Annotated in this window: 19 protein-coding genes and 2 tRNA genes; 6 read left to right on the top strand and 15 right to left on the bottom strand. The window is 62.1% G+C overall.

Annotated elements, in window-relative coordinates:
* Positions 1–64 precede the first annotated feature (64 nt).
* The 3 genes from IC762_RS04150 (at position 65) to IC762_RS04140 (ending at position 3,201) form a co-directional block, all read left to right on the top strand.
* A complete protein-coding gene (locus tag IC762_RS04150; RefSeq protein WP_195787384.1) occupies positions 65–1,048 on the top strand; it encodes a hypothetical protein in 984 nt (327 codons plus the stop codon).
* Positions 1,049–1,538: 490 nt separating this feature from the next.
* A complete protein-coding gene (locus tag IC762_RS04145; RefSeq protein WP_195787383.1) occupies positions 1,539–2,237 on the top strand; it encodes a hypothetical protein in 699 nt (232 codons plus the stop codon).
* A 475-nt stretch (positions 2,238–2,712) separates the two neighbouring features.
* Entirely contained in the window at positions 2,713–3,201 is a 489-nt protein-coding gene (locus IC762_RS04140) for a Hint domain-containing protein (RefSeq protein WP_195787382.1), read from the top strand.
* A 388-nt stretch (positions 3,202–3,589) separates the two neighbouring features.
* On the opposite strand, the gene IC762_RS04135 is transcribed toward IC762_RS04140, so the two are convergent.
* The 13 genes from IC762_RS04135 to IC762_RS04075 all read right to left on the bottom strand — a co-directional run bounded on the left by IC762_RS04135 (position 3,590) and on the right by IC762_RS04075 (position 12,091).
* A tRNA-Phe gene (locus IC762_RS04135) sits at positions 3,590–3,665 on the bottom strand.
* 142 nt (positions 3,666–3,807) lie between these two features.
* Entirely contained in the window at positions 3,808–3,990 is a 183-nt protein-coding gene (gene yacG / locus IC762_RS04130; protein WP_195787381.1) for a DNA gyrase inhibitor YacG, read from the bottom strand.
* Between the two features lie 57 nt (positions 3,991–4,047).
* Positions 4,048–4,677: a Maf-like protein gene (locus IC762_RS04125; RefSeq protein ID WP_195787380.1), complete on the bottom strand. Its 630-nt coding sequence runs from the start codon at positions 4,675–4,677 to the stop codon at positions 4,048–4,050.
* A gap of 250 nt (positions 4,678–4,927) precedes the next feature.
* Positions 4,928–5,392 carry a low molecular weight phosphatase family protein gene (locus IC762_RS04120; protein WP_195787379.1) on the bottom strand — a complete coding sequence of 155 codons (465 nt, stop codon included), beginning with the start codon at positions 5,390–5,392 and terminating at the stop codon, positions 4,928–4,930.
* Between the two features lie 36 nt (positions 5,393–5,428).
* Positions 5,429–5,935: a UPF0262 family protein gene (locus IC762_RS04115; RefSeq protein WP_195787378.1), complete on the bottom strand. Its 507-nt coding sequence runs from the start codon at positions 5,933–5,935 to the stop codon at positions 5,429–5,431.
* A complete protein-coding gene (gene hisD / locus IC762_RS04110) occupies positions 5,932–7,227 on the bottom strand; it encodes a histidinol dehydrogenase (RefSeq protein WP_195787377.1) in 1,296 nt (431 codons plus the stop codon). The genes IC762_RS04115 and hisD overlap by 4 nt, the downstream gene beginning before the upstream one ends.
* Positions 7,228–7,316: 89 nt before the next feature.
* Positions 7,317–7,745, bottom strand: coding sequence for a DUF2948 family protein (locus tag IC762_RS04105; RefSeq protein ID WP_195789984.1), 429 nt, complete (start codon positions 7,743–7,745; stop codon positions 7,317–7,319).
* An 84-nt stretch (positions 7,746–7,829) separates the two neighbouring features.
* Positions 7,830–7,964, bottom strand: coding sequence for a hypothetical protein (locus tag IC762_RS35545; RefSeq protein ID WP_283816351.1), 135 nt, complete (start codon positions 7,962–7,964; stop codon positions 7,830–7,832).
* A 2-nt stretch (positions 7,965–7,966) separates the two neighbouring features.
* Positions 7,967–8,791: an alpha/beta fold hydrolase gene (locus IC762_RS04095; RefSeq protein ID WP_195787376.1), complete on the bottom strand. Its 825-nt coding sequence runs from the start codon at positions 8,789–8,791 to the stop codon at positions 7,967–7,969.
* A gap of 86 nt (positions 8,792–8,877) precedes the next feature.
* Positions 8,878–9,378 (bottom strand): hypothetical protein, encoded by a 501-nt coding sequence (locus IC762_RS04090; protein ID WP_195787375.1) that lies wholly within the window; start codon positions 9,376–9,378, stop codon positions 8,878–8,880.
* A 130-nt stretch (positions 9,379–9,508) separates the two neighbouring features.
* Positions 9,509–9,817 (bottom strand): UBP-type zinc finger domain-containing protein, encoded by a 309-nt coding sequence (locus IC762_RS04085; protein WP_195787374.1) that lies wholly within the window; start codon positions 9,815–9,817, stop codon positions 9,509–9,511.
* 345 nt (positions 9,818–10,162) lie between these two features.
* Positions 10,163–11,866 carry an FAD-dependent oxidoreductase gene (locus IC762_RS04080; RefSeq protein ID WP_195787373.1) on the bottom strand — a complete coding sequence of 568 codons (1,704 nt, stop codon included), beginning with the start codon at positions 11,864–11,866 and terminating at the stop codon, positions 10,163–10,165.
* A gap of 27 nt (positions 11,867–11,893) precedes the next feature.
* A complete protein-coding gene (locus IC762_RS04075) occupies positions 11,894–12,091 on the bottom strand; it encodes a hypothetical protein (protein ID WP_210338415.1) in 198 nt (65 codons plus the stop codon).
* 296 nt (positions 12,092–12,387) lie between these two features.
* On the opposite strand from IC762_RS04075, the gene IC762_RS04070 reads away from it, so the two are divergent.
* Positions 12,388–12,462, top strand: a tRNA-Thr gene (locus IC762_RS04070).
* Between the two features lie 94 nt (positions 12,463–12,556).
* On the top strand, positions 12,557–14,218 hold the full coding sequence (locus IC762_RS04065; RefSeq protein ID WP_195787372.1) for a hypothetical protein: 1,662 nt from the start codon (positions 12,557–12,559) through the stop codon (positions 14,216–14,218).
* Between the two features lie 36 nt (positions 14,219–14,254).
* On the opposite strand, the gene IC762_RS04060 is transcribed toward IC762_RS04065, so the two are convergent.
* Both IC762_RS04060 and IC762_RS04055 read right to left on the bottom strand, forming a co-directional pair.
* Positions 14,255–14,515, bottom strand: coding sequence for a hypothetical protein (locus tag IC762_RS04060; RefSeq protein ID WP_195787371.1), 261 nt, complete (start codon positions 14,513–14,515; stop codon positions 14,255–14,257).
* 172 nt (positions 14,516–14,687) lie between these two features.
* On the bottom strand, positions 14,688–18,083 hold the full coding sequence (locus IC762_RS04055; protein ID WP_195787370.1) for a phage tail tape measure protein: 3,396 nt from the start codon (positions 18,081–18,083) through the stop codon (positions 14,688–14,690).
* 624 nt (positions 18,084–18,707) lie between these two features.
* Here IC762_RS04055 and IC762_RS04050 point away from each other — a divergent pair.
* Positions 18,708–19,403, top strand: a complete 696-nt coding sequence (locus IC762_RS04050; protein WP_195787369.1) for a recombinase family protein — start codon at positions 18,708–18,710, stop codon at positions 19,401–19,403.
* Positions 19,404–19,686 lie beyond the last annotated feature (283 nt).

The raw sequence follows: 19,686 nt of genomic DNA, 5'->3' as shown, positions 1-19,686 counted from the left end.
GTCAGCCGTCCGATCCGCGTGTCGCGGGCAGAGCCTGTCGACCGAGGTCAAAAAAGCCGTCCGCATGAGCCGCACCGTCGATCAAACGCCGCTTCACCGCAGGCTCTCGCGGCGCGCCCGCGGCCTTCCGGCCGAGATCGCCTCGCATCTCATCAACGTCCCGGCTTTGGCGCGGCGGCTGTCACTGTCTTACGAACGGCAGCTCGCGCAACACAAAGCGAAGCTGCCGGCATTATCCGACATGGAGGCGCAGATCGTCGCCGGCCTGCGGCAGGACGGCGTCTTCATCACCTCGCTCGAGACGCTGGCGCTTGCCGGCACCGACGGCATGCTGTCGTCGGCCGGCGAGCTGATGGCGAGCTATGCAGTGCGCGCGGCGCGCGGTGAGTTTCGCCGCCACTACACTATCCTGGCGCGCGGCGACGAACTGATGCTGCGTCCCTCCATCCTCCGCTGGGGTCTCGATCGACGGCTGCTACGGATCGTCGAAACCTACCTCGGCCTGCCGGTCGCCTATGACGGCCTGCACTTCTTCTACACGGTCGCCGACGGCCGGCAGGTCGCGACCCGGCTGTGGCATCGCGATTTCGAGGACCGGCGCATGGTCAAGGTCACGGTCTATCTCCACGACGTCGATGCGGACGGCGGTCCCTACGAGATACTGCATCGGGATTTTCCCGGCAGCGAGTCGCTGTCGGGCTTCAACTATCCGATCCTGACCCAGCAAGAACTCGAGACGCGGCTCGGCCGCGCCTTCACCGAAGCGGATGTGACGAGTTGCACCGGACCGGCAGGCACCGTGATCTTCAGCGATCCCGCGACCCGCTATCACCGCGGCAAGCCTGCCGTCGCGCGCGACCGCGCCGCCATCTTCTACAACTACTTCGCCCGCCCGCCGCTGCGCCCGTTCCTCTGCGAACGCTCCGGCTTGTCGCGCGCACAACTCAGAGCGCTCGCGACCGGCCTGGCGCCGGAGCAGCGCGCGTGCCTGTTGTGGCGCGAGGAGCTGCCGTGGTTCGCCAGGATGATCCCGCCGGCGCCGCTGTGACGGTGCGTTGTGTGGCGTGATTGCAGAAAGCAGCGCCTCAGAGAGAGGCGGCCTATGGGATTGGCAACACTCAAAATCCCTGATGCCTCTGCGCTCATCTTGCTACGGCTGCTATAGGTGCAGAGAACCGATCAGGACTGCCGTATGATTGACGGCGCTAGGGGCGCCAACGCACTCCCTCTAAAGTATTGAAATAAAGCGATTTTCACAGTATTAGGTTTTGACCTCGTTGCGGTCCTACCCTTACGCCCGTGAGATGCAGTAAGGCAGTGTGATATACCACTGCGTCAGTAAGTCGATCGGAGACATACGTGAGTGATTGGACACTCGCACTCTCGCGGCTTCGCAAGCTATCAAGCTCGCCAATGATTTGCGACCCTTGCACAAAAGCAAATGAGCCAAGCCGACTAGCACAATATGAAATCCCTATAGGCTCAATGGCGTGCCGGTAAACTGCGATCTGCAAATTTGATCATTGATTGGGGACCTCGTGGCAAGGCTGGCGCAGACGTCCATTCGTTTTAAGGAATATGAGGTTGGCCCGAGTGAATTCGAGCGGCTGAGTATGGAGATTGACGCGGCGGCCGCGCGAGTTGCCAGGGAGATTTATGGGCCAGCGGTCGAGGTCGATGTCGTTGTAGAAGCCGGGTCATTGCTCGTCCGAATTACCGTCATTGGCGGCCTGTTGTTGGGAACGTATGATGCAGTTTCGAAGTACAAAGACTTCAAAGAAGGTGTGGATCTGCTAGTACACGACGCGGAAAAGTATGGAGCCGCAATTCTGAATGAAGTCGTGAAAGTGACAGGGGCAAAGAAGCCCGACAGTGTTTCAAAACGTGCCATGACGCCGGGACGTATCAGTCGTGTCGTCGAGAAGTTGGAGGAAATACGCCATCTAGAAAAGCACGCTCCGAAGCGCATGCTCCAAGAGCAGCTTCATGAGGTGGCGCGGGACGTCCAGGCGATTGAGCGCGATTTAGAACAGCAAGAGCTGGACCAAGTAGACCAATTGTTGGGATCAAGAGGGCTGCCGCCGCTCGATCGGTTACCGAAGCCAGATTACGAGGACCGTAGCGCTATTGTACGAGACCGGATTGAAGTCGGTCGAGCTCCGCCACGCAAACGGAGAAAGAAGCTTCGGCATCACAACCGCTTCGTTGTAGGTGACAAGACTCCGCAATTGCGGTGACAGTGTCACCGCAATCGAACATTTATCAATCTAGGGGGCTGCTACGAACCCCGGCAATAGGTCTGCAGGCACTCATTTGGGGACATTTCTTCGACTAGTTGGATCGGAAAGAGCACCTATTTGGCACGCAACCTAATACGTGACCGCGAGGATCAAATAGGTAGAACCTCGCCCCATGCCAACAATGATATTTGTATAGTGATCATAATATGCCGGGTGTAGTAGCCGTATTCAAAACTCACCCGGCCTTGAGCGACTGGAGCCGCAGCGTGAAAATCGAATATTAGACCTTCCCGCGTTTTCTTTTAGGAGAACCGAAATGGGTAAGTATTCCGATCCGAAAGGGTATATCCGAGATTCGAAGACTAACAAGTGCACTGGACAGCGCGCGTATAGGGATGGGCATGTTCGCCAGTGTGACCATCCGAGCCACGGGTGTTTCCCTGGCGATACACTCATATTGACGGAATTTGGAATGAAAACGATTCCACAGATTTCCAAGGGAGATAGAGTCTGGACGAAGCCGTCGGCGGCGGCCTCACTGGAATTATGCACGGTCAAGAGAGTGCAACGCTTCGATGCTGGAGAAATTGTCAGCATACGATTCGCATCTGGCCGCGCGCTTCGAGTGACCAAATCCCATTCGTTGTTGTCCGAAGATCACGGATGGACAACCGTGAGAAAATTGCGCTTTGGACAGGCGCTCCTAAGAAATGACCATCTTGATTCTTACTTCGACGAGATTTTGGAGATCACAGAATGCGAACGTGAGCCCGTCTATAATCTCGTCGTAGACAAGAATTTCACTTTCTTGGTGCAAGGTGGCTACGTGGCGCATTCATTCACGGTTGCAAGAGCACCGCGTGTATTCATAGAAACAACAATTTCGAGGCTCGAATCTCGCCTGGGACTGGTTGCTCTTTTTGCCTCCCTCCAACAACGCCTTAGTTTTGTTGCGAAGTGATAGTCGCGAAGCAGCGTCGGGTTCGGCGGCGCTACCTCTTACAGTGTGCTTGCAATTCAATTTCCAAGACCAAGCGCAAGTCGCGGCGATTGGTTCTCGACTCATGTTAAGCTATATGCCCGAAAGCCATCTAGGGGGTTGGCCCAGGCGCGCCCTGAGTCTGGCCCGCTCACCCTTCGATCGATTGTAGATGCGCCGGATCCAGATTGAACCCGCGCTCGTTCAGGATCGTGCTCGTCGAAGCACGGAAGCCGTGCGCCGTCGCTTCCTCTGAAGAAACTCCCATGCGTCGGCTAAGGGGAACGTCGCGTCACCTGCTTCGCTGCGCCAGTCCGTCTTCGCTCTCGCTACGCAAGGCTGCGCCACGCGTAGCCCGCAGGGCGAAGCGTGGTGCCCAGGGGCGGGATCGAACCACCGACACTGCGATTTTCAGTCGCATGCTCTACCAACTGAGCTACCTGGGCATACCCGACAGAGCCTCAAAAGGCGTGAGCCGAGCGGGCGGTTTATAGAGAGGTCGAAGCGTCGTGTCCACCCGGCTTCGCCAAAGGCTTCGCCGGGCACAGCCGGCTGCTGACGCTTTCCCCAACTTGTTGGAAAATCACGCTATTCCTCGTCCTCGACGTCGTCTTCGCGGCCGGGGACGACGTAGCGGCCGGTCAGCCAGCGGTTGAGGTCGACGTCGCGGCAGCGCGGGGAACAGAACGGGCGGAAGGCCTGCTCGGCGGGCTTGCCGCAGATCGGGCAGGTGCGCGGGGCGGCCGGGCGGTTTCCAGCTTGGTCGGTCATGGCTGGGACAGAGCTTATACCAATCGCGAATTCAAGGGCGCGGTGGCCGAAACAGGCTCACACCGCGACCGCGTTGAGCCAGCCGTGGCGGATCGGAAAACCCTCGCCGCCGAGCAGCGTCACGGTTTCGTAGAGCGGCAGGCCGACCACGTTGGTGTAGGAGCCGACCATCTTGACCACGAAGGATCCGGCGATGCCCTGCACGGCGTAGCCGCCGGCTTTGCCGCGCCATTCGCCGGAGCCGATATAGGCCTGGATGTCGTCCTCGCTGAGCCGCTTGAAGCGCACGCGGGTTTCGACTAGGCGCTGGCGGAACGCCTCGCGCGGCGTCACCACGCAGATCGCGGTATAGACGCGGTGGTTGCGGCCGGACAACAGCCGCAGGCACTGCGCGGCCTCGTCGACCAGATTGGCCTTGGGCAGGATGCGGCGGCCGACCGCGACCACGGTGTCGGCGGAGATGATGAAGGAGCCGCGCAGATCGTCGTCGAGCTGCACCGACTTCAGAGCCGCATCCGCCTTGGCCCGCGCCAGCCGGTTGGCACAGGCACGCGGCAGCTCGCCCCGCCGCGGAGTCTCGTCGACATCGGCCGGGCGCAGCGCATCAGGCTCGATGCCGGCCTGGTTGAGCAGGGACAGCCGCCGCGGCGAACCGGAAGCAAGAACGAATTTGGGACGGCCTAGCATGCTGGTTTTGGGCTGGAATCGGAGGACGGATGCGCGCGGAACCTATCGGATGGGGCATGGTTGCACAACCTTGGAACCGGCCGCGAATCGCGCTCCCCGACGAAAGACAGTGCCCCCATAAGCACGGATGTTTGTCAGTCTGGCGACAAGGGCCAATCATACAGTGCCGTAGGATGGGTAGAGCGCAAGCGACACCCATCCTTTCGCGGCAAGAGTGATGGGTATCGCTGCGCTCCACCCATCCTGCAAGCTACCCGTTGGCCGCAACGACCCTGGCAAAGCGGCGGCGGATGCGCAGCAGCAGGCCGTCGCACACCTCGCGGTAGGCCGCGAGCTTCTGCTCGCGGTTGCCGCTGGTGTTGGTCGGATCATGCGTCGGCCAGTATTCGACGTCGGCGGCGACGGTACGGGTGAGGTCGAGCGCCTTGTGGTGCGCCTCCGGCGACAGCGTGATGATGAGGTCGAAGTTCAGCCCTTCCCAATCCTCGAGTTCCTCGAAGGTCTTCGGCTTGTGATGGGAAATATCCTGGCCGAGCTCGGCCATCACGGCGACCGCAAACGGATCGAGCTCGCCCTTCTTGACGCCGGCCGAGCGCACATAGAGCCCGTGCGGAAACATCTGCTGCAGCAGGCTTTCGGCCATCGGCGAGCGCACGGCGTTGTGGCCGCATGCGAACAGCACGGCCTGCGGATTGCGCGCGCGCGGCGCATCCATGCGATCAGGCTTTTTTCGACGGGGGCGATACGCACATCATCCGGCGCCCTCACCCTTCCAGTGCAGCACGGTGATCAGCGTGAACAGCCGCCGCGCGGTCTCGAAATCGACGCGCACCTTGCCCTTGAGCCGTTCCTGCAGCGTGCGCGAGCCCTCGTCATGGATGCCGCGGCGGCCCATGTCGATCGCCTCGATCTTGTCCGGCGTCGCCGTGCGGATCGCCTGGTAGTAGCTGTCGCAGATCATGAAGTAGTCCTTCACGACGCGGCGGAACGGGGTCAGCGACAACAGATGCGCCACCACCGGCGAGCCGTCTTCCTTCTTGATCTCGAACATCAGCCGGTTGCCGGTGATGCCGATATGCAGCGCATACGGCCCGGCTTGCGCGCCCTCGGGCGCGAACAGGTTCTGTTCGATCAAATCGTAGATCGCGATCGCGCGCTCGTGCTCGATGTCCGGCCCGGAACGGCCGATCGATTCCTCGTCGAGCGTCACCGCGACGATGCGATTGTTGGAATCCTCGTCGGCGGGTGACTTGGTCATGAGAGGTTGAGGCGCAATCCGACGGAACGTGAATGGGCATCGAGACCTTCGGCCTGGCCGAGCGTCATCGCGGCGGGCCCGAGCGCACGGAGCTGGTCCGGCCCGCACTTCAGGATCGAGGTTCGCTTCATGAAGTCAAGCACCCCGAGGCCCGAGGAGAACCGCGCCGAGCGCGCGGTCGGCAGCACATGATTGGAGCCGCCGACATAGTCGCCGATCGCCTCCGGCGTATGGGCGCCGAGGAAGATCGCGCCCGCGTTGCGGACTTTTGTCGACAACGCTTCCGCATCTGCGGTCATGATCTCGAGATGCTCGGCGGCGATCGCGTTCGCAAGTTCGACCGCGTCGTCGAGCTTCGCCACCTTGATCACGGCGCCGAAATCGTCCCATGAGGCACGCGCGATCTTTTCGCGCGGCAGGGTCGCAAGCTGGGCTTCCACCGCACGCTCGACATCGGCGGCGAGCCGCGCCGAGTCCGTGATCAGGATCGACTGCGCGCTGACGTCATGCTCGGCCTGCGCCAACAGATCGGCGGCGATCCAGTCGGCATTGCCGGTGTCGTCGGCGATGACCAGCACCTCGGACGGGCCGGCGATCATGTCGATGCCGACCTTGCCGAACACCAGCCGCTTGGCGGCGGCTACATAGGCATTGCCGGGACCGACGATCTTTGCCACCGGCGCGATGGTCGCGGTGCCATAGGCCAGCGCCGCCACCGCCTGGGCGCCGCCGACCCGGTAGATCTCCGCGACGCCACCGAGCTGCGCTGCCGCCAGCACCAGCGGGTTGAGCTTGCCGTCCGGTGCCGGCACCACCATCACGACGCGCGGCACGCCGGCGACCCTGGCCGGCACCGCGTTCATCAAGACCGAGGACGGATAGGCCGCGGTGCCGCCGGGCACGTACAGGCCGACGGCATCGACCGCGCTCCAGCGCCAGCCCAGCTCGACCCCTGCGGCATCGGTGAAGCGTTCATCCTTCGGCATCTGGCGGCGATGGAAGGTCTCGATCCGGTCGCGCGCGAATTTCAGGGCGTCGACGGTCTTGGGGTCGCAGGCGCCGACCGCAGCATCGATCTCGGCGGCGGTGACGCGCAGGCCGCCCGCCTCGATGTCCAGTCGGTCGAATTTTTTGGTCGCTTCCAGCAGCGCCGCGTCGCCGCGGGCGATGACGTCATCGACGATGGCACGGGTGGCGCGCTCGACGTCGGCCGACACCTCGCGCTTGGCCGCCAGGAAGTCGCGGAAACGCTGGTCGAAATCGGCGCTCTGTCGGTCCAGGCGAACGGGCATGGCGGCTTTCTAAGGTGACTCAAGGGATCAGGTCCCCTGCTCAATGGCGCGGCGGATTATGGCCGTCAACCCTTGCCAGTCCGTCATTCCTACCCCAGCCCCGTCCCCAGTTCATCCGCCCCGAGATCGGTCAATTCACACTCCAGGCACTCGACATCCAGCCGCAGCGCCGCGCCCTGGCCGAACATCAACAGCGCGCTGCCGCCGGGCGGGTCGGAGGCATGGAATTCGATCCCGAGCAGATCCAACGTCGCCTCCGGGGTCTCCAGGTCGATATTGCGCGACTTGCAGGCCAGCACCCGGTCGAACCTAAGGGCCGCGATCAGCCGCCGCGAGCAGGTGCCGCCCGACAGGGTCTGTTCCCAGTCCAGCCGGTTCAGCCCGACCACCAGCCGCTTCTCGTTCTGCCGCCATATGATGTCGGCGGCCAGAACCTTGGCGTCCTGCACATGGGCCGAGATCACCGCGAGGTCATCGGGATCGAGCGCGATCAGTTTCAGGGGAGAGGGCGAGAGCATGGCGGCCACTATAACGCCTCGCGGCGCAGAAAGTACCGCGCCGCCGACGGAAAACCGGCCGAGGGAACCGGCCCCGCCGGGCCGTCAGAGGCGGTTGATGTCCTCGCTCTCCAGCACCGGCTTCGGGTAACCGTCGCGGACGACCTTGAGCATGGCGCGGCCGAGCTGTTCCGACGTCGTCATATAGGCCGGCGTGTCCCTCACGTGCGTGACGCTCACCCTCAACCCTTGATGAACGCCAGCAGATCCGCGTTGATGGTTTCGGCTTCCGTGGTCGGCATGCCGTGCGGAAAGCCCTGGTAGGTTTTCAGCGTGCCGTTCTTCAACAGCTTGGCCGAGAGCGGGGCGGAATCGGCGTAGGGCACGATCTGGTCGTCATCGCCATGCATCACCAGCACCGGGACGCTGATCTTTTTCAGGTCCTCGGTGAAATCGGTCTGCGAGAAGGCGACGATGCCGTCGTAATGCGCCTTCGCGCCGCCCATCATGCCCTGGCGCCACCAGTTCTGGATCACCGCTTCCGACGGTTTGGCGTCGGGCCGGTTGAAGCCATAGAACGGACCGGACGCGAGATCGCGATAGAATTGCGAGCGGTTGGCCGCAAGCTGGGCCTGCAAACCGTCGAACACGGATTTCGGCAGGCCGCCGGGATTGGCCGGCGTCTGCACCATCAACGGCGGCACGGCAGAAAGGATCGCAGCCTTCGCCACCCGGCTCTCGCCGTGGCGCGCGATGTAGTGCACGACCTCGCCGCCGCCGGTGGAATGGCCGACATGGACGGCGTCCTTGAGGTCGAGATGCGCGGTGACCGCAGCAAGATCGTCGGCGTAGTGGTCCATGTCGTGGCCGTCGGCAACCAGGCTGGAGCGGCCATGGCCACGGCGGTCATGCGCGACGACGCGAAAACCGTGGCTGAGGAAGAACAGCATCTGGGTGTCCCAATCATCCGACGACAGCGGCCAGCCGTGGCTGAACACGATCGGCTGTCCCTTGCCCCAGTCCTTGTAGAAGATCTCGACGCCGTCCTTGGTGGTGATGGTGGGCATGGGAAGCACTCCGTTGATAGGTCGTCATTCAGGGGCTCGCGAAGCGAGAACCTGGAATGACAAGGCGTTGAGCAGGCGCAAATGAATCAGGCGAACGTGACCGGCCTGTAACGGCGCCAGATGCCGATGATCACAAGCACGAAGAACACCAGCACGATGCCCTGCACGGCGCCGAAGACCGGGCCGCCCGGCGGGTTCGGCGGCACCGCCGGTGCCAGCGCCTGCAGCGCGGGGATCTTGAGGAAGCTCTGGATCACGAGCACGAAGCAGTTGAGATAGAGCGAGACCATCGCGGTCACGATATAGATCGGCCGCCAAGCGCCCTTCAGATGCATGGCGTAGAGCGCGATGCAGGCGATCGCCAGCAGCACCAGCGACAGGATCGCGATGATTTGCGACGGCAGCAGCTTCTCCGTAATCAGCGGCGGAATCACAAGTCCCGTGGCGTTGGTCAGGATCGTCAGCGCCAGGAAGATCGCGGTCAGGCCGGGCATCGATTTCGAACCGAGCAGCCCGAACATCACGACCAGGCCGGCGACGATGGCAACGAGACTGATGATGACGTGCACAAGCACTAACGTCGACATGGCGCACTCCCCGCTGAGAACCCGCGCCACGTTACGATGGGTTCCCGGAAATTGCTACATGCTTGGATGGCAGGATGGGTGACATGTCATGAAGCGGGCGGCGGTGACATGCGCTCGCTGAGAACTTGTTTCAATAATAGCGCGGGATCGGCCCGTTATGCGGCGTCTTGCGTTTCGACAAGTCGAACAGCACCTCGTCGACATAGCACCAGCCCCAGCCCTCCGGCGGATCGTAGCCCTCGATGATGGGATGGCCGGTGGCATGGAAATGCGCGGTGGCGTGCTTGTGCGGAGAATCGTCGCAGCAGCCGACATGGCCGCAGGTCCGGCAGATCCGCAGATGCAGCCACGGGCTGCCGCTTTTGAGGCATTCCTCGCAGCCGAGCGCGCTCGGCGTGACATCCTGGATGCCGGCGAGATGGGTGCAGCCTTTTGACATGGTTTGCCTCTCAATTTGCAAGTTTGTTAGACCCGTCATCCTGAGGCGCGAGCCCTTGCGAGCCTCGAAGGATCGACGGCCACCAGCCGGGCCGATTCATCCTTCGAGGCTCGCCGAAGAGGCTCGCGCCTCAGGATGACGGGGTTGGTCTACCCGTCTCATTTGGTGTCATCACCGCGCATGCGGGTGATCCAGTATTCCAGAGGCGGCTGTGCCTGAGCCGATGGGCCGCGGCGTACTGGGTCGCCCGGTCCATGTGCGCAATTGCGCACAGGCCGGGCGATGACAGCGGTGGATGAGGACATAGCCTCACATCCTCTCAGGATGACGGGTTAGAAATCATCCTCACAACGACGGACTGCCCGCATCGGCGAGATAGCCGTGCAGCGCGGCGACCACCTGGGCGCCCTCGCCGATGGCGCCGCCGACGCGCTTGACCGAGCCGGAGCGGACGTCGCCGACCGCGAACACGCCAGCCACGGTGGTCTGCAGCAGCGGGACGGCGGGCGCGCCCTCACCGCCGCTCTGCGCCGCACCGGTCATCACGAAGCCGCCGCGATCGACCTGCACGCCGCAGCCGTCGAGCCAGCTGGTGGCCGGATCGGCGCCGACGAACAAAAAGAGATTGCGGATGGGAAGCGTGAATTCGTCGGGCGCGAGCCGGCTCTTCCAGCGCACCCGTTCCAGCGTCTCGGCGCCATCGAGCCCGATCACCTCGGTGTTGAACATCAATTCGATGTTCGGCGTCGCCTCGATGCGCTCGATCAGATAGCGCGACATGCTGGCGCCCAACCCGCCGCCGCGGATCATCATGACGACCTTGCGGGCATGCGCCGACAGATACACCGCCGCTTGTCCCGCGGAATTGCCACCGCCGACCAGCACCACCTCCTGCTGAGCGCAGAGCCCCGCCTCGATCGGCGAGGCCCAGTACCAGACGCCGCGGCCCTCATAAGCATCGAGATTGTCGATCTCGGGCCGGCGATAGCGCGCGCCGCTGGCGACGACCACGGATTTGGCGCGTAGCGTGTGGCCGCATTCGGTGAGCAGCGAAAACGCGCCCGACGCCTTCGAGCAGTCGAGCGACTTGATCGAGACCGGGATCAGCATCTCGGCACCGAACTTATTGGCCTGGTTGAAGGCGCGCCCGGCCAGCGCCTGACCGGAAATGCCGGTCGGAAATCCCAGATAGTTCTCGATCCGCATGCTGGCGCCGGCCTGCCCGCCATAGGCGCGGGAATCGAACACCGCGACCGAGAGCCCTTCCGAGGCGGCGTAGACCGCGGTGGCAAGCCCGGCTGGACCGCTGCCGACCACGGCGACATCGTAGAGCTTGTCGTGGGTTTTGCCGCTGATCATGCCGAGCGCCATCGCAAGCGTGGTCTCGGATGGATTCCGAAGCACTGTGCCGTTCGGGCAGACGACCAGCGGCAGTTCGGCGCGCGCCGCCGAATAGCGCGCGACGAGGTCGGCGGCATCCTTGTCGGCATCGGGGTCGAGGACGTGATGCGGCTGGCCGTTGCGCGTCAGAAAATTCTGCAGCCGCGCAATGTTGCCGACCGAGACCGGCCCGATCAGCACCGCCCCGCCGGCGCCACCCTGGATCAGGCTGACCCGGCGCAGGATCAGCGCGCGCATGATGCGTTCGCCGAGATCGGCCTCGGCGACCAACAGCGCGCGCAACTGTTGCGGCGGCAGCAGCAGCGTCTCGACCTCGCCCTCGGCATGGCCGTCGACCAATGCGGGGCGGCCGGAGAGCTGGCCGATCTCGGCAAGGAACTGGCCTGGCCCCTGGTCGATCACAGGCGCGACGCGGCCGAGGCCGTCGCGCTGGGTGATCGCGACCTGGCCTGCCAATACCACGAACATGCCGGGCCCGGGCCTGCCGGTCTCGAACAGCGTCTCGCCGTCCCTGAACGCCCGCGGCTCGCCGAACCGGCGCATGCGGTCGATCTCGTGCGCGGTCAGCGTGGGAAAGGTCTGTTCGAGACGTGGAAAGGCGGTGGTGGTGGCGTTCAGCCGGTTGATCGTCGTGTCGTCTGCAGCCATCCTCGGCGCCCCACTCGTTTACGCGCGCTAGCGCTGCGGCTCGCTTCCGCCCGCGTCATCCGGAGCGGCGTCGGTCGGTTCGAAAGGTATCGTATCCTCGCGACCGCGCGCCTGCGATTTCCGCCGCTTCAGGTTTTCGCGCAGCGCCGATTTGAGCCGATCCTGTCGCGAATCCTTCACGCGGGACCCGGCCTGTCCGCTGCCCTTGCCCTGATCGCCCGTCATCTTCGACATTCTCAAACCGCCGATGCCTCGCCTGCCGAGAATAGACAATGCGCGCGGCCCGCGCACCCTGCCCGGTCGGCCAGTTGCCCTGTCACCGCGTGATTCGACAGCCGTGGCGGATCGGGAACCAAATCAGGCCGGAATCGGCCAGATTGGGCGCATTCGCCAATGCGGAACGTCCACTCCGCCGATTTCGCGGGCAAAAGGCATGCTGTTTTGCTTGCGCCAAAGGGAGGCCTGTGGCAAGAACCGCCCGCTTGGACGGGCCTTTGGCCGATTCAGTTTTTCCCGGGCATGCTGCCGTAGCTCAGTGGTAGAGCACTCCATTGGTAATGGAGAGGTCGACAGTTCAATCCTGTCTGGCAGCACCACTTATCCCATTGGATGCATTGATTTTATTGGAAATTCGGTCCTGAGTGCCACACAAAAGTGCCACACAGACCAATGGTTTCTCTGAAGTTTTCAATGTCCAAACGAGCCGGCTCGACCGTTCCCCAGTTCCGAATTCGCGTCCCCACCAAGATCGTAGATCGACTGCGCGGCATGCGCGTGTTGCTCAGCATTAGTCCGCCAGACGACTATCCGTTCGTCCGGACGGTGACGATCGGAACCGACGTGTCGTTTAGCCTCGGGACCGATGATAAAACCATTGCCGAGGCGCGGCAGGCCAACGCTCTGGACCATCTTCGCCGGCTCTTCGATCTGACTGAAGCACCCCCCATCAGCCTCAGTCACAAGGACATGGTTGCGCTGAGCGGAGAGACGTATCGTCTCTATCAGGAGATCCACCGCGACAACCCCGGCGAAGCTGACGCTTGGATGTATCACAAGGCGCTCAGTCGGGCAGCGCTTGAAGGTCGCGTCAGGAAGCCACCGCCCGCAGCGTTGATCCCGAACGAAACGGACGCCGCGATCGAACTGTTTGGTCGCGGTGATCTGAGTGCGGCTGTTGACGCACTCCCAGTCGATCAGCATGACGCGCTGGAAGACCGTTTCGGGCTTCTTGCGGATTGGGTTCTGATCCGTCACCGCATACATCTAAACTCCGACGTTCGGCGGCGCTTTCTTCGCCTTGTCGCGACAGCCAGCCTTGATGCCGGCTGGCAGCTCCGTCGCAACGCGGAGGGCGATTACTCGCCTGATCCAAAAGCTCAACGCTTCCCGCCGCTCGAAAGCGTAGCAGCGGTCAAGCCGAAACAGACAATTACAGGCCTTTTTGATCACTGGTGGACGGAAGCCAAGGCCACGGGACGGAGTCAAAGCACTCATGACGCCTACAAGGGAGCTATAGATCGGCTGATAAAACACCTGGGGCATGACAATGCTGGCCGTGTGACAGAGGCAGACATGCTCGCGTACAAGGATGCGCGTCTGGAGGTCGTAACCGTCAAGACCTTGAAAGACGGTGATCTACCGGGAATCAGGTCCGTATTCGGATGGGGTGTTGACAATCGGAAGCTGTCCAAGAATCCGGCAGACGTAATCAAGCTCAAAGCGGAGAAGAAAAAACGGACCCGCCCGAAGGGCTTCATGGATGAAGAAGCCAGGGCGATCTTCACCGCTTGCCTTGCATACGAGCAGAAGCCGAAAGAGGACGCCAAGACCGCTGCAGCCAAGCGATGGGCACCGCTCATCGCTTGTTACACCGGCTGCCGCATTGCCGAGGCATTGCAGCTTCGCAAAGAAGACGTTCGTAAGGACTCCGGGCATCACATATTCGATTTCAACCCGGCTGCCGGCAGTATCAAGTCAGGTCAATATCGACTGGTGCCAGTACATCAGCACCTGATCGACTTAGGTTTCATTCGCTTCGTGGGAGACTCCGATGATGGCCCGCTGTTCGCGAAGGGCTCTTACAAGCGCGTAGTGGACTTCGTTCGAACTATTGTTACGGACAAGCGCGTTCAACCCAATCACGCATGGCGGCACCGCCTCAAAACGATTGCTCGAACCTTTGGGCTGGATCATCGAGTCGTGGACGCCATCCAGGATCACGCTTCGCGTACAGCAGGTGAAGACTACGGGGACGTGACACTAATGGCCATGGCTCGTGTAATCGCCGCTATTCCGCGAATTGCCGTGCCGGGGTCAAGCACGGCGACTGAGAGTCACGCAGCCGCCGGCTGATGTTGGGCGGCTCAAACCATCGGCTTAAAATCGGGCTCAGCAAGCACCGCGCGCATAGGCCGAATCGAGATCGATGATCTCGACAGGTCGCGTCAGCCATTCCCTAAGCCAACGCGGCCCCGTGATCTCGGCAGCGGGGACAGCCGGGATTTGCTCCAACGCGGCATGAAATGCATCGATGGCCGCATCGAGACGGGGAAGGTAAACGGACCGAATCTCTAACTGGTCTCCATCCAGGGGGCGGCGAACATATTTCCCGCCGTGGCGTTCGGTGCTGTACCCGCGATATTCTCTCATCTTAGATTCCTCTTGTGTACTGATCGATGGGGCCACTGTGCTGAAGGCCGCATTTGCTTACAAGGCTGTTGCATTCGCTCGAATGCAAATGGGAGAGCCGTCAAGGCGAAGGTACGTCAACCTCTACAATGACGCCTCTCCCTGCAGGCCCCGTGGGACCGGGTAGTCGTCGTTAGGTGTACTCGCTCTCAGTATCGTGGGTTCGCCAGTTCATCTGCTCGTCAACGCGGCGCTGGACCAGCGTTGCGAGAGCTTCCGGATCATGGCTGTTGCCGTTGATGTTGATGACCGATGGTCCGCCGTAACCACCGCGCATCATCCCTCCGCCGAGCGTTGCTGCGGGTGCCGCAGGAACGTTGCGAACGGCCTCAGCGGGCGTGGGTACGCCACTAGTGACGCCGTATTTCGTGTCCGGAACTGCTCCCATGTTTCGGAGCTGGAACTGATCGTATCGGCCACGTTCGCCGTTGATGTCGAAGTGCATCAGGTCGCGAGGGCCGCCACCTCCGAGCTTCGTGCCGAAGGCTCCACCCCAGGCGAATTTGCCCTTCAACTCGGGATACCGAGCCAGCATCTCGCCGTAGGAGTAGCGAGCCAGGAGCTGATACATACCAGTCGGATCATTGCCTCGGTTCGAGAGCGCCTTTCCGTCCGGTCCGATGATCTGGTAGTCGGCGGCATTTCCGTTGTGGTTGGCCTGTCCGGCGCCTCTGAATCCCGAGGTCATCTTAAGCGAGTAGCCTTCCGGCAGATGGGTTGCTCCAGCATTCACGATCTCTTGGATACGAGGATCAACACCGCCCCTGAGAGGGACACCCTTGAAGATGTTGGTCGCCGTCGTTCCGGGCATGACAGGCGTGAGAGACGCGCCATCCGACATCTGGTTCATGTACTTGCTGACACCGCCAGACCAGTACCTGTTCAGGCCGTTCGGATCGTTCGCCGCTCCGATTGGAGCGTAGAACTTCCTGCCCATGACACCGAGGTCGCCGCCGGCCCGTTGGAAGTTCTTCGCCACGGTTGCCGCCGTCTTGTCGATGCCAGCGTCGAGGCTGCCGAATCGCATTTTCCTTGACCAGTTGGTCGATGGGTCCATGATTCCGCCCGGGTTATTCCCGTTCAGATTCTTGCCCGCGCCAGTCTCGTGGGCCATGACGCCCGCCAGAAGCGCCGGACTGATCCCGTTGGCTTTCGCCGCTGTAACGACCTGATCGTACTTACCGGCCATCGCCGTTCCAGCGAACACCTTCTCGAACGCGCTTCGACTGAGGCCCCCGCCGCCAGCCAAGTTACCACCCGATCCATTGAAGGACGGGATGTTGCTGCGCTTGATGATGCCGCCGGAGCCTACACCGAAGTTCGGGAGCACAGCGCCGGGTGTAACGCTCTTCCACAAGGCATCGGGAGTGCCGACACCGCCGACGATGCGGTTCATGTTGGCGCCCATGGCCGTGCTGCCGCTGAGCCCACCGCCGACACCGTAGAGGCGGCCACGAGAACTGAAATCGGTGCTCATGAGCGAGGCGCGTTCGATCTTGCCGCCGAACTTGTCGAGTTTGTCTGACAGATAGTTCATCGGGTGAATGTTCGTCGGATCGAACCCTTCACCAGACTGCTTATGGTACAGGTCTTTCTTATGCTGACGCTGACGCTCTCGCCACTGGCTGGTCGTTTCTCCAGGCCGCTTGATCGCGGAGTCGGAAACGCCCATGTCGCTGTTCTGTGCCAGCAGCCAAGCGAGCCACGCGGTAGTTCCGACAGGGTTCGCTTTGGCAGCCCCAAGCAGTGCGCGGCCACCGAGAAGCCCGGCAATGCGGCTGATGATGGTCGCGAACGCAGAGAGCACGGCGATAACTGGGGCGAGCAGTCCGAGTGCAACGGACAATCCAACGATCTGGCCGGCCAGCTTACCCAGGACCTCAGCGCTGTTGCCGTCTTTGCCCATGGCAGTGGCAACGCCCTTCAACATGGTGATGACGGTATCGGAGACTGACTTAAGCCCGCCCGCGAAGCCCGACACAAACCCGATGATCCTGTCTAAGTCGATCGACGATATTTTCACGGCGATCTTGTCGAGAGCCTCGCCCATGTTGGCGACGCCGAAGGCTTTCTTCAGCCTTTCGACAAACTCTCTCGACTTCTCCGCGATGTTGCCGGAGGTGACGATGCTGGTGTGCTTATCGAACCAATCCGACACTTCAATGAAGCTCTGCTCGAATCCGCTTCCGAATTTTTCCCATGCAAGACCAAACATCGTCTTGATACGGTCCCAGCGCTTCTGAAGCGAGTTGAGCTTGATGCGGGAGAACGCGGAAACCGCGTCGCTCTTCTGATCGATTTCCTTCAAGGTCTCCCGGATTTGATCGGCAGCCTTGGCCATCTGCACCAGCTCATCGCGCCACTCCCGCATACCGGCGAGGTTCGCGAATTTCGCCCGGTTCTGCTCAGACATGTTCCTCATCTTCGAAAACATATCCAACATGAACTCGGTTGGAGCCGACGCCATCCTCTGAGCCATCTGCGCCCGGCCGCCGTACCCGATCATACGTGCCGCCTGGTCCAGATCTTTCCCGCGCTGGCCGCGAGCGTTGCCTGCGTTTGCAAATTCGGAGGTCAAGTAGCCGAGGAACGTACCGGCCTTGTTCGGCTGGAGGCCTGCCGAGATGCCCACCGAGGTGAAGGCGCTTAGGTCGGTTTCCTTCATCCTCGTCGTGCTCAAGGCGGACAGGGCACGCTTGTTCGATTCGACAATTTCGTTCGGGTCTGCGGCGGTCGCAGCGGCGGCAACGGCAACAGAGGTCATCATCCGAGCCACGCGAGCGGGATCAGCGTTGCGAACGTTGCCGTAGAGGCTCGTTGCGGTCTTGCCGGCCAACTTCATCAGCTCGCCGATGTTCATTTCGAGCGCAGACGACGCCTCCAAGGCGTTCTCAGTGATCTTCTTTGCGGCCGTGCCGTCGAAGCCCTGCTTCAATGCCTCCGTGTAGCTATCCAATACGGCGGCTGCACTCTCTCCAAATCGGAGAGCAATTTGGTCACCCCAGTCGCCGCGAAGTCGTCTCACGCCTGCTGCGGACAAGCCTCCGAAGAGTTGCGCCTTGGTCTCGCTCGCCTCAGCTTCCATCCGCTTCTTGAACGCGGATGCGACCCCGGCGATGGTGATGCCGCCTGCTATGAGCGCGGTTGTTGGTGACGTGCCACGGGGGAGCGCGCCGCGACCGCCGGAGCTGGCACCACGACCAACGGCGCGTTGCTCAGCCTGCCGGCGGTTGTGGGTCTGCCGGTCGAGGCGGTCCAGTTCACGATGGAATACCCGTGCATCGCGCAGGCTGTCTGCATAGGCCGACTTCCATTCAGTGCGATAGGTCGACGCGGCCTTGCGAGCGTCGTCGGTGATCTTCCGGAGGCTGGCCGAGACACTGTCGGGAAACAGCTTGGATGCTGAGACGCCGTTGATGGACTTGACTGCGGCCTCGAGCTTGCGAACGTTCCGGAGAAGTCCGGCGATGACGGGACTCGCGCTGTCGGTCGCGGTCAATGATGCGTGGACGCTGATGATCTCTGACATGTTTCTCTTGTTGTTGGCGCGCCGATCGCGCGGACGGTGACCACCCGAAAGGGGACGGGTCTTTTTCTTGGTGGGTGGGGTCCGAGAAAGGACCCTTTTGTTGCTCGCTAGTAGGAAGGGGTTGGTCAACCGAGGGGGCATGCGCCACAAAAAATCTCGGCTTCACCCCTCCCGCGCTTGCGAGCGCTGGGAAACCTTCGCTGCCGGTGCGAGCGGATGATGATGACTATGATGACGCTGGTGGTGACGACGCCCCGCCAACTTGATTTCGTTGACCTACATCGCCATCGCTGACGTTGGGCCATGGAACGCCAATCTCAGCCACACCAGACCAAAGCACATCCGAGGCCCGAGCCGCGGCGCTCGGAAGAGGATGTTGCGGACGATCGAAGAACACGCAGAGGACTTGCGGGCGATCATCAGGAAGCTCCGCCTCCTCAACTGAAGGCCCTAGCGGCTGGCGCCTTGGCTGAGGCCCTTCGTCAAGGGACCGTCAGACATCTGGGCACCGGGCAGCCTTGGACCTCCCGATCGCTGGTCGATCGAAGATTTCGATTGACGGTGAGGATTCTTCTTCGTTACAGATACGTCAACTGACGTTGACATATTCGTAACAGGAAGACCATGGCGCAGCACAACGGGAAGTTCGTCACCTACTACCGGGTTTCCACCGGCAAGCAGGGTAAGTCTGGTCTCGGCATCGAAGCTCAACGCGCCGCGGTAGCGGCGTATTTGAACGGTGGCGACTGGACGATCGTTGCCGAGTTCACCGAGGTGGAGTCGGGTAAGCGATCCGACCGGCCCGCGCTGGAGCAGGCACTGGCCGCGGCGCGACTGCATCGGGCTGCGCTGGTGGTCTCCAAGGTTGACCGCCTTACGCGCTCTGTCGCCTTCCTGTCCCGCCTGCTTGAGGCCGGCGTTGATGTTCGGTTTGCCGATTTGCCAGTAATCGAGGGCGCTACAGGCCGTTTCCTGCTTCAACAGATGGTGGCCGTGGCGGAGTTGGAAGCCGGCATGATCTCAGCTCGCACCAAGGCGGCTCTGGCAGCGGCCAAGCGGCGTGGTAAGCAGCTAGGCGGCAACCGTGGCGTTGTCCCCGGTGCGAAGATGCAGGAAGCTTCCCGGAAGGCGCTCTTGGAACGCACCACTAAGCATGCGGCCGATATCGGGCCGACGATCCGCCAGCTACAGGCGGACGGCGCAACGTCGCTACGGGCGATTGCAGATCGCTTGAACGAGGCCGGCATTCCCACAGCGCTCGGCAACGGAAAGTGGCAGGCGGTGCAAGTGCAGCGCGTTCTCGCACGTTTATCGCAGTGACACGCAATAGCTGCCGGCGCTGGTGAACGTCCCGCTCGGACACGATCGGGCTAGCAGACGGGCAAAGGCGCGTGGCGTGTCCGCATGGAGCGCGATGCAGCACCGTCCCGACGCCAGATACCCGACAGGACACACGCTGCTGGCTTTAGCGATCTGGTCGCGACCGTGGACGGGTACGCAGTAGGGTCCGGCAAGGGCGGGAGGCGCAACAGTGAGAGCCAACGCGAGTGCGTGCAGTCCTGCAAGTCGTCTCAATATCATCTGCTGTGCCTCCGATGGACCG

Source organism: Bradyrhizobium genosp. L (assembly GCF_015624485.1).
Taxonomy (GTDB): domain Bacteria; phylum Pseudomonadota; class Alphaproteobacteria; order Rhizobiales; family Xanthobacteraceae; genus Bradyrhizobium.
The sequence above is the reverse complement of the archived record's forward strand: the minus strand, read 5'-3'. Positions and strand labels throughout refer to the sequence as shown.

Excerpts from the sequence above, each read along its gene's own strand:
- IC762_RS04150 (WP_195787384.1), top strand. The coding sequence starts at position 65 with ATGAGCCGCACCGTCGATCAAACGCCGCTTCACCGCAGGCTCTCGCGG.
- IC762_RS04140 (WP_195787382.1), top strand. The coding sequence starts at position 2,713 with ATGAAAACGATTCCACAGATTTCCAAGGGAGATAGAGTCTGGACGAAG.
- yacG (WP_195787381.1), bottom strand. The coding sequence starts at position 3,990 with ATGACCGACCAAGCTGGAAACCGCCCGGCCGCCCCGCGCACCTGCCCG.
- IC762_RS04125 (WP_195787380.1), bottom strand. The coding sequence starts at position 4,677 with ATGCTAGGCCGTCCCAAATTCGTTCTTGCTTCCGGTTCGCCGCGGCGG.
- IC762_RS04120 (WP_195787379.1), bottom strand. The coding sequence starts at position 5,392 with ATGGATGCGCCGCGCGCGCGCAATCCGCAGGCCGTGCTGTTCGCATGC.
- IC762_RS04115 (WP_195787378.1), bottom strand. The coding sequence starts at position 5,935 with ATGACCAAGTCACCCGCCGACGAGGATTCCAACAATCGCATCGTCGCG.
- hisD (WP_195787377.1), bottom strand. The coding sequence starts at position 7,227 with ATGCCCGTTCGCCTGGACCGACAGAGCGCCGATTTCGACCAGCGTTTC.
- IC762_RS04105 (WP_195789984.1), bottom strand. The coding sequence starts at position 7,745 with ATGCTCTCGCCCTCTCCCCTGAAACTGATCGCGCTCGATCCCGATGAC.
- IC762_RS04095 (WP_195787376.1), bottom strand. The coding sequence starts at position 8,791 with ATGCCCACCATCACCACCAAGGACGGCGTCGAGATCTTCTACAAGGAC.
- IC762_RS04090 (WP_195787375.1), bottom strand. The coding sequence starts at position 9,378 with ATGTCGACGTTAGTGCTTGTGCACGTCATCATCAGTCTCGTTGCCATC.
- IC762_RS04085 (WP_195787374.1), bottom strand. The coding sequence starts at position 9,817 with ATGTCAAAAGGCTGCACCCATCTCGCCGGCATCCAGGATGTCACGCCG.
- IC762_RS04080 (WP_195787373.1), bottom strand. The coding sequence starts at position 11,866 with ATGGCTGCAGACGACACGACGATCAACCGGCTGAACGCCACCACCACC.
- IC762_RS04075 (WP_210338415.1), bottom strand. The coding sequence starts at position 12,091 with ATGACGGGCGATCAGGGCAAGGGCAGCGGACAGGCCGGGTCCCGCGTG.
- IC762_RS04065 (WP_195787372.1), top strand. The coding sequence starts at position 12,557 with ATGTCCAAACGAGCCGGCTCGACCGTTCCCCAGTTCCGAATTCGCGTC.
- IC762_RS04060 (WP_195787371.1), bottom strand. The coding sequence starts at position 14,515 with ATGAGAGAATATCGCGGGTACAGCACCGAACGCCACGGCGGGAAATAT.
- IC762_RS04055 (WP_195787370.1), bottom strand. The coding sequence starts at position 18,083 with ATGTCAGAGATCATCAGCGTCCACGCATCATTGACCGCGACCGACAGC.
- IC762_RS04050 (WP_195787369.1), top strand. The coding sequence starts at position 18,708 with ATGGCGCAGCACAACGGGAAGTTCGTCACCTACTACCGGGTTTCCACC.